Annotated in this window: 11 protein-coding genes; 5 read left to right on the plus strand and 6 right to left on the minus strand. The window is 58.8% G+C overall.

Features of this window, described 5'->3' with window-relative positions:
• Window positions 1-126: 126 nt before the first annotated feature.
• Complete coding sequence (locus FHT84_RS30685; RefSeq protein WP_113251744.1) at window positions 127-1,167, minus strand: aldo/keto reductase; 1,041 nt, start codon at window positions 1,165-1,167, stop codon at window positions 127-129.
• Window positions 1,168-1,181: 14 nt separating this feature from the next.
• On the opposite strand from FHT84_RS30685, the gene FHT84_RS30690 reads away from it, so the two are divergent.
• The 3 genes from FHT84_RS30690 to FHT84_RS30700 all read left to right on the plus strand — a co-directional run bounded on the left by FHT84_RS30690 (window position 1,182) and on the right by FHT84_RS30700 (window position 3,808).
• Window positions 1,182-1,889, plus strand: a complete 708-nt coding sequence (locus FHT84_RS30690; RefSeq protein ID WP_245430491.1) for a TetR/AcrR family transcriptional regulator — start codon at window positions 1,182-1,184, stop codon at window positions 1,887-1,889.
• A 1,257-nt stretch (window positions 1,890-3,146) separates the two neighbouring features.
• On the plus strand, window positions 3,147-3,398 hold the full coding sequence (locus FHT84_RS30695) for an AbrB/MazE/SpoVT family DNA-binding domain-containing protein (RefSeq protein ID WP_112345259.1): 252 nt from the start codon (window positions 3,147-3,149) through the stop codon (window positions 3,396-3,398).
• Window positions 3,395-3,808, plus strand: coding sequence for a type II toxin-antitoxin system VapC family toxin (locus FHT84_RS30700; RefSeq protein WP_112345260.1), 414 nt, complete (start codon window positions 3,395-3,397; stop codon window positions 3,806-3,808). Before FHT84_RS30695 ends, FHT84_RS30700 begins: the two co-directional genes overlap by 4 nt.
• Before the next feature lie 100 nt (window positions 3,809-3,908).
• Here the strand turns inward: FHT84_RS30700 and FHT84_RS30705 are convergent, their stop codons facing one another.
• From FHT84_RS30705 to FHT84_RS30720, 4 genes are read right to left on the minus strand one after another with little or no spacing between them, the layout of a single operon-like run.
• Window positions 3,909-5,066, minus strand: a complete 1,158-nt coding sequence (locus tag FHT84_RS30705) for a site-specific integrase (RefSeq protein ID WP_112345261.1) — start codon at window positions 5,064-5,066, stop codon at window positions 3,909-3,911.
• Window positions 5,063-5,311, minus strand: a complete 249-nt coding sequence (locus FHT84_RS30710; RefSeq protein ID WP_112345262.1) for a prevent-host-death family protein — start codon at window positions 5,309-5,311, stop codon at window positions 5,063-5,065. The genes FHT84_RS30705 and FHT84_RS30710 overlap by 4 nt, the downstream gene beginning before the upstream one ends.
• Before the next feature lie 12 nt (window positions 5,312-5,323).
• Window positions 5,324-5,701: a PIN domain-containing protein gene (locus FHT84_RS30715; RefSeq protein WP_112345263.1), complete on the minus strand. Its 378-nt coding sequence runs from the start codon at window positions 5,699-5,701 to the stop codon at window positions 5,324-5,326.
• A complete protein-coding gene (locus FHT84_RS30720) occupies window positions 5,698-5,988 on the minus strand; it encodes a type II toxin-antitoxin system prevent-host-death family antitoxin (protein ID WP_112345264.1) in 291 nt (96 codons plus the stop codon). Before FHT84_RS30720 ends, FHT84_RS30715 begins: the two co-directional genes overlap by 4 nt.
• Window positions 5,989-6,073: 85 nt before the next feature.
• Here FHT84_RS30720 and FHT84_RS31740 point away from each other — a divergent pair, with 85 nt between their 5' ends.
• Together FHT84_RS31740 and FHT84_RS31745 are read left to right on the plus strand one after the other, a co-directional pair.
• Window positions 6,074-6,841 (plus strand): hypothetical protein, encoded by a 768-nt coding sequence (locus FHT84_RS31740; protein WP_281411519.1) that lies wholly within the window; start codon window positions 6,074-6,076, stop codon window positions 6,839-6,841.
• Window positions 6,799-7,323, plus strand: coding sequence for a DUF1612 domain-containing protein (locus tag FHT84_RS31745; RefSeq protein ID WP_281411520.1), 525 nt, complete (start codon window positions 6,799-6,801; stop codon window positions 7,321-7,323). The genes FHT84_RS31740 and FHT84_RS31745 overlap by 43 nt, the downstream gene beginning before the upstream one ends.
• Here the strand turns inward: FHT84_RS31745 and FHT84_RS30730 are convergent.
• Window positions 7,295-8,008, minus strand: a complete 714-nt coding sequence (locus FHT84_RS30730) for a hypothetical protein (protein WP_246781526.1) — start codon at window positions 8,006-8,008, stop codon at window positions 7,295-7,297. The two genes, FHT84_RS31745 and FHT84_RS30730, sit on opposite strands and share 29 nt — an antisense overlap.
• Between the last annotated feature and the right edge of the window lie 573 nt (window positions 8,009-8,581).

An 8,581-nucleotide genomic window follows, 5' to 3' on the forward strand; every position in this document is an offset into this window, starting at 1 on the left:
CAATTACTCTGTCGCAGATACCCGCGGGCAGGACGGTCCTCGCCATGCGTTCAAAGGCATACGTCCGGGTACCGGCTCATCGCCTGAGGAGACACTGTCGAGGACCTCGGTCATCGCCGGCCCGGATCAGGCGGCGGAAATAGCCGGAGCGGTGAACTCTTCGATCTTCCCACCGGTATAGCCCGGACGCGCGCCCTCGAGGACGTTGTAGGGGAAGGCCGTCGGGATCGCGCTGACCTGATCCAGGCGAGCGATCTGGTCGGCCGACAGGGTGACCTTCACCGCCGCCAGGTTGGAATTGAGCTGCTCGATGGTGCGCGGACCGATGATCGGCAGCGTGCCCTTCGCAGCGACCCACGCGATCGCGGCTTCGCCCGGCGCGACGCCCAGCTCGCTCGCGACGTCGATCAGGGTGTCGAGGATCGCCGTGCGCTGTGGCGAATTCTCCTGCTGGAAGACGTTGCCGCCCATTCCTTCCTTACGACCGGTCTCGCCCTGGCGGTACTTGCCGGTAAGAAGGCCGCCACCCAGCGGCGACCACGACACCATGCCGAGGCCTAGCGACTGACCGGCAGCAAGCAGCTCCTGTTCACTCGAGCGGACCACAAGGCTGTGCTCGAACTGGAGGCCGGCAATCGGAGCCGCGCCGCGCAGTTCGGCGATGGTGACGGCGCGCGCGGCGCGCCACGCGGGGAAATTCGACAGGCCGGCGTAAAGAACCTTGCCGGCTCGCACGAGATCGTCGAAACCGCGCACGATCTCTTCGGCCGGCGTCACGCCGTCCGACATGTGGACGAACAGGATGTCGATATAGTCGCTCTTCAGCCGCTTCAGGCTATCCTCGACCGACACGACCATCGCCTTACGGCTATTGCCGGTGACGAGAATGCCACCCTTGGCCCCGGCGGGCATCGTGTACTTGGTGGCGACGACGAAATCGTCGCGGCGGCCGACTAGCGCGTCGCCGATGATTTCTTCCGATTGACCGCCCTGATAGACCCCGGCCGTATCGATGAAGTTGCCGCCTGCATCTGCATAGGCGTCAAGGATGCGACGGGACTCGCCGCGCTCCTGACCATAGCCCCAGCCTGTGCCGAACATGCCAGTGCCGAGCACCAGCTCGGAAACGCGCAGACCCGTGTGCTGGCCGAAAAGTTTGTAGCGCATGTCTGTTTCTCCTGATGGATTTTTTAATTGCGATCGCAATGTATCGCCGTCGAGAGCACTACTTGACTTTAATTGTGATCGCAACTAAAAAATCTGGAACTTGGATCGGAGAGTTTTTTATGCGTGTTTCGAGGGAGAAGGCGGCAGAGAACCGGGATGCGCTTCTCAGCGCCGCCAGCCGTCTTTTTCGGGAGCGGGGGATCGACGGAGTGGGCGTCGCAGAGGTCGCCAAGGAAGCTGGGCTCACGCACGGCGCGCTCTATGCGCATTTCCAGTCGAAGGATGAGCTTGCCGCAGCGGCATTTTCACATGGCTTCGCGGCCAACATGGAAGCCACGCGCGAATGGATCGGCGACAGACACATGGCGTTCGAGGAACTGCTTGACGGATATCTTTCTCCCTATATGCGCGAGAAGGTGTCCGACGGTTGTCCGATGGCCGCGTCCGTCAGCGAAATCAGCCACCATGATGAGGCCGTCAGCGAGAGTTTTACCAGCGCGTTCATGACCTGGGCCTCAATGAACGAAGCTTCTCTCGAACCTTCGATCCCCGGGTCCAACCGTCGAAGACTGGCGCTTGCCGCTACTGCTGCTGAGATCGGCGCTCTCGCCATCTCTCGGGCCGTGGCCAAGGCGAACCCTTCGCTGTCGGACGAGGTGCTTGAAGCTGTGCGGGCCGCATTTGCTGACGCCCACGAGGTCGTAAAGACGCGGACCAGATGAGATATCAGCCGGTCCCGCGACGCGTGAGGGGCACAAAAGCGGCTCAATTTAATCTGGGCCGAGGTTTGTGGGAAGGCCTAGCGACATGAGCGAAAAATCATCCGCTCTTCAAACTGTGCCGCCCAATTGAAGCTTCAATTGCCTCAACAAAAAGCCCTGCCTGGTGGGGCCAGGCAGGGCAGCAACAGGAGCACTGTTGAACGCGCGAGCCGGGTGTGAACTGGAGTTCAGTAACTTGCGCACTTCAATCTATCATTGTGTGACGGTTTTGTGAATGCCACCATTCGCATTTCGGGCCGAACCAGAACTACGCTCTTTCGCACGAACTACTCGCAAACGGTTTCGCGCACTACGACCCGATGATGATGGCGGTAGCCGTAGCGCCTTTCCGTCCAGCACCGGTGATGATACCGATAGCGAGGGCCATCATAGTACCCATCATATGCGTAGGGAGGGGGATCGCGATAATAGCGTGGTGGCGGCCGATCATAGTCGTAGCGAGGCCCAACTCCGTATTCAAAGTAGACCTGAGAGAATGCCGGCGAGGCGGCCAAAGTCGTTGTGAGCGCTAGCGCCGCGATTATGATTCTTTTCATGGCTTTCTATCCTGATTTACATATAACTGCGAGGCGTTGATCCACGCCTTGGATGTAGTATGCCATGAGCGCTGTTCGTGAATACGGACGAAAGTCGCGACCAAGTACGGACTTAGGCCTCATGCCCGCGATGGCATCGCTAGACGGTAACACCTTTCAGCAAGGACAAGGTCGAGGCGCAGGCCCAGGTTCTCACTTCAAGCTCGGGGATATGCTGGCTAGGTGGACAAGACACTGTTCGGACACTGACACGATGAAGGATGGGGCGGTGTTCCTGGATTTTTCCATGAGAAAACGACCAGTTTTAAGCGTGTTTTAGGACCAAACTGGAATTCCAAACTGCGCGTTTTGCGGGCGATGCTAGCGGTTACTCACATTGGGAGTGAAACGCTTGTCCGTAGGCCTCTGCGGCCGAAATGCCGAAAACTTGCCACCTCATGGGAAGACACGGGAGCGCCGTTGTTGGCAGGCAGCGACGCTAAGAGGAGGGAGCGGGATGGGAATTATCGGCCCGGAAGTTTCTAATCGCGTGAGCAAGCACCCGGCCCACGCGGCATATTGGTCGAGGCTGGGACGCTGGCCAGGAAGGTTCTTGATTTGCTTGCTGGTAATGTGAATTTTAATTACTATCTCATAGTACTCAGCGAAAAGGAGTGTCCTTATGACTTCCCTAACGGTAACGATGAAAGGGCAGGTCACATTAAAGCGGGATTTACTGCAGCACCTCGGCATCAAGCCGGGCGAACGCATTGACTTTGACAAACTGCCTGGCGGCGAGCTTCGGGTGAAAGCTGCAAAGCCCACTGGAACGATTGATACCTTCATCGGCCGGCATGCGGGCAAGGTTAAAAAGCCGATAACGATTGAGGAAATGAATGAGCTTGCCGCCGCTGGTTGGGCGGGTGACGAATGAAAATCTCCGTCGATACAAATGTGCTGGCTCGTGCCGTTTTGCAGGACGATGCAGAGCAAGGCCGCGCCGCGAGCAAGCTCCTGAGAGAGGCCTCGCTCATCGCGGTTTCCCTGCCATGCATGTGTGAATTGGTTTGGATACTGCGCCGGGGGGCGAAGCTGTCGAAAGAAGATGTCGCCGTGACGATCCGCGATTTGCTGGATGCCGGAAATGTGGTCATGAACCGACCGGCTGTCGAGGCCGGGCTTGCGATCCTTGAGGCCGGCGGAGATTTTGCCGACGGTATCATGGCCTATGAGGGCAATTGGCTAGGTGGCGAAACCTTCGTTTCGTTCGATAAAAAGGCGGTTGAACTACTTACAGAGCAGGGGCAGGCGGCGCGGCTTTGTCCTGATGGTGCAGCACAGTAGATATCTGCCCACTCCCATAATGTGGTGGAGTTGTTTGCCCGGTCAGCGGAAGAAAATATTGATGCGGCCATAAGGATGCCGAAAGGCTGGTCAGTTTCGGCTACATTGCCAGACGCGCGGCCCGCCCATTCTTCCGGTCGGCGTTGCTATAATAACCTGCCGCCTGCGGGACCGACTTGTGCAGCGACTGCTGCATGGCTTCCTGCAGGGGGATGCCGCGATTGGCCGCCTCGGTTAGATACCCCGATCGTAGTCCATGCGCCGAAAACACCTCCGGGTCCAAACCGGCCTGCTTGCATCGGGTTTTCAGGATCAGATTGACCGACTGCGGCGTCAGTGCTCGCCGATCAATATTGCCCCATTGATCGATGCGCCGGAACACCGGTCCGGTGTCGATCCTGGCCTCCGCAAGCCACTGCTTGAGCGCCCCCACCGGCCGGCCGATCAGAATGACATGTACTCGGTCTTCAGCCGTCGTCGTCTTGGTGCGGCCGAGATTGATGGTGAGACACGGCAGGAGAGGGGAGGAGGCATTCCTCGGATCGGCATGCACCGGTTCCTCGTCGGTCAGATCCTCGACGCGCAGGTCGGCGACCTCGGAGCGCCGGCGACCGCCGGAGGCAAAGGCGGTCATCAGCAGGGCCCGATCGCGGACGTCGGCCAGCCGATCGCCGGCACAAGTGGCCAGCAGCTTTGCCAGGACATCACCGGTGACGGCCCGTTTGCTCTTGCGCCGCCTTGGCCGAGAGCTGGCCCTCACGGCCAGCCGGAGCGCAGATTTCAGGGAAGGGGCGGTAAATGATCCTGTCAGCCCGCGCCAGCGCGTCAGGATCGACCAGGAGGTCAGCCGCCGGCGCACGGTGTCAGGCGCATGCGGGCCATCGACACGCAGCAGGCCCTTGGCACGTAATCCCATCTCAACGTCATCCGGCATGCCGTGGGAAGGATCCTCAACACGTTCGACCGGGTCCCAGAGATGGTGAGCGACGAATTTCAGCAAGAGGCTCTCCGGTGCCGGCCAGGGGAGGGGCGCGCCGGTGGCGAGCTCGCACCAGGCTTCGAGATAGCCGAGATCGGAGGCAAGGGCGCGAAGGGTATTGGCGCCCATGCCCTCCTTGGCCAGATGCTTGAGGGTGGCGACGTCCTCGTCCGTCAGTAGGGTTGCCAGCTGATCGCGGCGATCAGAGGGCAGGATGGCGTCGAGCGCATCGAGCTCCTCGACGCGCCTTTCAGCCGAAGTTGATGACGCGCCGCTCATTTCGGCAGTCCGTGCTCGTCATAGAGATCGTCGTGGTTCGACGTCTGATCACCGTTTGCCGGGCGGCCCGCGGCTGCCAGCGCAAGAAAATCATCCACCGCGCTCTGGCCCTGCTTCGGGAGCGCCGTGAGGACGGCGATAGGCTGCCCGGCACGGCAGATGACGATCTCGTCATTGCGCCGGGCGAGGTCCACCAGCTCTTCGAATCGTTCCGCTGCTTCCAGAATATCCGCAAAAATCTTCATCGCTATTGCCCCTCACCAGACCCGTTCGTGCAGCACAGTGTCGAAAGCCACGTCCAGCGACAAGAAGGTGCAGTGCTCCAGCCGTGTCTGGGCGGCGAGAATGCGATCCCAGGGATCGCGGTGATCCCAGTCGAAGCTGGCCGCCAGCTCGGCATGCAGATCGCTGATGGCGAGCGTCTGCAAACCGCTGGCGGTGACCGCGGCACGCAATTCCTGCGGCTTCAGGTCTAGCTTTTTGAGGCGCATCTTGTTGTCGAGCTCGTAGAAGGAGACGGCGCTGACGAGGACAGTGTTGGCCTTGTCCTCGATCAGTGCCTGGGCCGTGCCGGACAGCCGGTGGCTGCCGATCGTCCACCAGTAGACGGCGTGGCTGTCGAGCAGCACCTTCATGGCTTGGGCTCGCGCCCGGCTGGCCCGCCCTGCCAGATGCCGACATCGTCGTTGAAGTCGCCGGCGTCGATCGCCGCCTGCTCAGTGTCGACATCGTCGAAGAGGTTATCCGGCAAGCCACGCTGGCGCAGCAGGCCGAACGGGCGTTTACCACCGTCGGCCGGGCCGATGCGGGCATAGACTTCATTGCCGCGCATGATAACAATTTCCTCACCCTGGTTGGCTCGTTCGAGCACCTCGGCGAAATTCTTGCGCGCTTCGCTGATCTTGTAGCTGGTCTGAGGCATTGTGCGCTCCGATAATGGCTTTTGAAGCTACAGTAGCATCGTGAATGTTCGCGTACAAGTCGTGTGTACGCCTCACTATCGATACTTGATACCTATCGATGGTTATTGCCTCAGAAAACCACCGTCCGAGCAACGGAAGCAAACGCAGATTTCGATTCACCATGGCAAAAGAACAGCGTTAATTCATATGGTTAATGAAACGGAAAGCGGGAAATCTCACGCTGCCTCGGAGGCAAAGGCAGATTTTGTGCTGGTGCGGCTCGACGAGCATAGCGTTCCCTTGTCGGTCGGCGCTGGCTTTATCGAAAGGGCGCAATTCGACGACGCCTGCGCCTCGCTGTGGATCGACGGCCAGCTCATCCATCTCGAAGACCCCGTCCTCCACGACGCCACCGAGAATATTCGCACCCCGACCCACGAACTGACCATTGCCCGCGACGTCCTTCCTACCCGCCGGCGCATTGCTGCGCAGTCCCCGGATTGGTCATTATCAATAGACGGTATCCCATCCTTGCGACAAACCCAGGCATGGCCTGGACCATCTGACGGTTCTGACAGCATCACGACTGGCCCTGGCACAGGACCCGTCAAAATGGTCGCGCGGGAAGGGAAGGGAGATGATGGTGAATACGCGAGAAATCTGCCCGGCGTCGACTATGCCGCCATTGATGCGGTGCTGGCCCGATCGGATCCGGCGATCGAGAATGCGACATGGCCCAGCCATGTCGGCGCTAGCGCCGCGGCCGAAAAGGACCCACTCGTCTATGATCTCGACTGGGACGAGGATGCCGATCCGACGAATGGCGGGACATGCTGCGGCAGGCCTCAAACCTGCCGCCGGTGCTACAGGTGATCCTCGCCCTCAATGCTTGGAACGAATTATCGGTCCTGTGGCATTCGCCCTGGCTTGGCCGGTCGTTTTGTGTATCCATCCTGCGCGAGGCCGGCATCACCAAAGGCGCCCATCTGGCGGCGATCAATCTTGGCCTGAAAGATCGGCGCCGCCCACAGCGATTGCGCGACCCGGCTTCTTGCAATCGCGCACGGCTGATTGCGGTCGCTGAGATCGGCATGAAGGGGCATGACCGGCTGGCGCTGGCGCGAAAACTAATGGATCGGAAACTGGAGGGGCGCCGCACTTCGTCAAAACTGCCGGAGCTGGTCGAGCTCGTCGTGGCAAAACCGTTGGCGTCGGCCTGCATGGTGGCCAAGACGCTGGACGTGACGCCGCAGGCGGCGCGGCGGATTGTTTTGGAGATCGGCCTGCGCGAGATGACGGGCAGGGAGGTGTCGGGCGGGGGATTATCTAGAGTGCTTCCATTGCTTGCTCGATAAGAGTAGCAAGATGTGCAGGTAAAGCAATATCTTTCAAAACTGCCTCCAGCGCCCTGTTCGCGGTAGCCGATGGACTGTCTAGATGCATTTTATCTATGGTCCAAATTCCTTTTGGCGACAGGCTCTTCATGACAATTCGTGCATCCTCATGCACAAAGCCAATATGCTCCTCCGGGTTGTCGAAGTAGGGATGCACAATATGAAATTGGCTATCCGCATACGCTGGAGCGGGCACAGCTATTGTGTCGAGATCCTTTTTGATTTCGAACCCATTGCAGTACTCACATGAGAGGGCAATATTGTATGGTTCAAAGGTCCAAGCCGAGTACAAATCCTTCGGCGCAATGTGGTCCCTATGCGCCGAGCGCCTTCCAGAGAAGCCAACTTTGGATTCGCACCATACGCACTTCGCGTTTTGTACGGCCATGCCGTGTTGCTTAACAGTCCTCTTGAACGCCTTTATTGCGTTCGTTGCACGAGGCCATTGGTTTTTGCGTTCAGCTGCAGGAATCGTATCAAGCGCCGTTTGTACGTCGGCAGATATTGTTGCTGCTTCAACGATCTTGAGCATTGCCGCGATTTTCCAGATAAGTGGCGATTGAAGAGAGTATCTCAGAGAGTGCCACGTTGTCAGGGGCAGCCAGCGGTAGTAGCCGGGCGTATATCCCTCTAAGAGCTGGCTCATTTAGCTCGCCAATACCTGAGATCATCTGAAGCGCGAGCTTCAAGTCATGCTCGACGTATCGGTTTCCCGCCGACCCAATACCGAAGACGCGATAGAGAATGTTGTCAGGAGATCGACCAAAGACCTCCCCGTCATAGGCTGCGAACGATGGTGTTTTTCCGGATTTTGCTATCGTGAGTGAGCCATTCTTAGGATGCAGATCAGCGACTAAAAAATGTGAGTGTGTGGCTATCACAACATGTGTGGATGGGCTGCTTTTCAAGGTTGTTAGCAGTGAGGGCACGTATCTTGTTTGCCACGCCGGATGGAGACTTACCTCCGGCTCGTCGATGAAAACGGCGGTTGTTCCACCGATGTTAGACACTATTTTAGTTACTGTGCTTAGCACTACTTTGGCAGATTAACCGGCTGTTTACGATAATGGGCCATCTTGGGCACTTTCACAGGGGTGCGCGAGATGTCGGAACTGGATGTTGCACTGGCAGATTGGCTGAAGCCGTTCGTCGAGAAGCTTGGTCACAAGAAGCGGCGGCAGATGTGCCCGGTCTATATTTCGGGCCTCATCGGACCTGG

It is taken from the genome of Rhizobium sp. BK289 (assembly GCF_014193575.1).
GTDB classification, from domain to species: domain Bacteria; phylum Pseudomonadota; class Alphaproteobacteria; order Rhizobiales; family Rhizobiaceae; genus Rhizobium; species Rhizobium tropici_C.

What these genes read in the sequence shown, in the direction of transcription:
- FHT84_RS31745 (WP_281411520.1), top strand. Translation starts at nt 6,799, where the DNA reads ATGCTGCGGCAGGCCTCAAACCTGCCGCCGGTGCTACAGGTGATCCTC.
- FHT84_RS30730 (WP_246781526.1), bottom strand. Translation starts at nt 8,008, where the DNA reads ATGAGCCAGCTCTTAGAGGGATATACGCCCGGCTACTACCGCTGGCTG.
- FHT84_RS30695 (WP_112345259.1), top strand. Translation starts at nt 3,147, where the DNA reads ATGACTTCCCTAACGGTAACGATGAAAGGGCAGGTCACATTAAAGCGG.
- FHT84_RS30710 (WP_112345262.1), bottom strand. Translation starts at nt 5,311, where the DNA reads ATGAAGATTTTTGCGGATATTCTGGAAGCAGCGGAACGATTCGAAGAG.
- FHT84_RS30700 (WP_112345260.1), top strand. Translation starts at nt 3,395, where the DNA reads ATGAAAATCTCCGTCGATACAAATGTGCTGGCTCGTGCCGTTTTGCAG.
- FHT84_RS30715 (WP_112345263.1), bottom strand. Translation starts at nt 5,701, where the DNA reads ATGAAGGTGCTGCTCGACAGCCACGCCGTCTACTGGTGGACGATCGGC.
- FHT84_RS30685 (WP_113251744.1), bottom strand. Translation starts at nt 1,167, where the DNA reads ATGCGCTACAAACTTTTCGGCCAGCACACGGGTCTGCGCGTTTCCGAG.
- FHT84_RS30720 (WP_112345264.1), bottom strand. Translation starts at nt 5,988, where the DNA reads ATGCCTCAGACCAGCTACAAGATCAGCGAAGCGCGCAAGAATTTCGCC.
- FHT84_RS30690 (WP_245430491.1), top strand. Translation starts at nt 1,182, where the DNA reads ATGGATTTTTTAATTGCGATCGCAATGTATCGCCGTCGAGAGCACTAC.
- FHT84_RS30705 (WP_112345261.1), bottom strand. Translation starts at nt 5,066, where the DNA reads ATGAGCGGCGCGTCATCAACTTCGGCTGAAAGGCGCGTCGAGGAGCTC.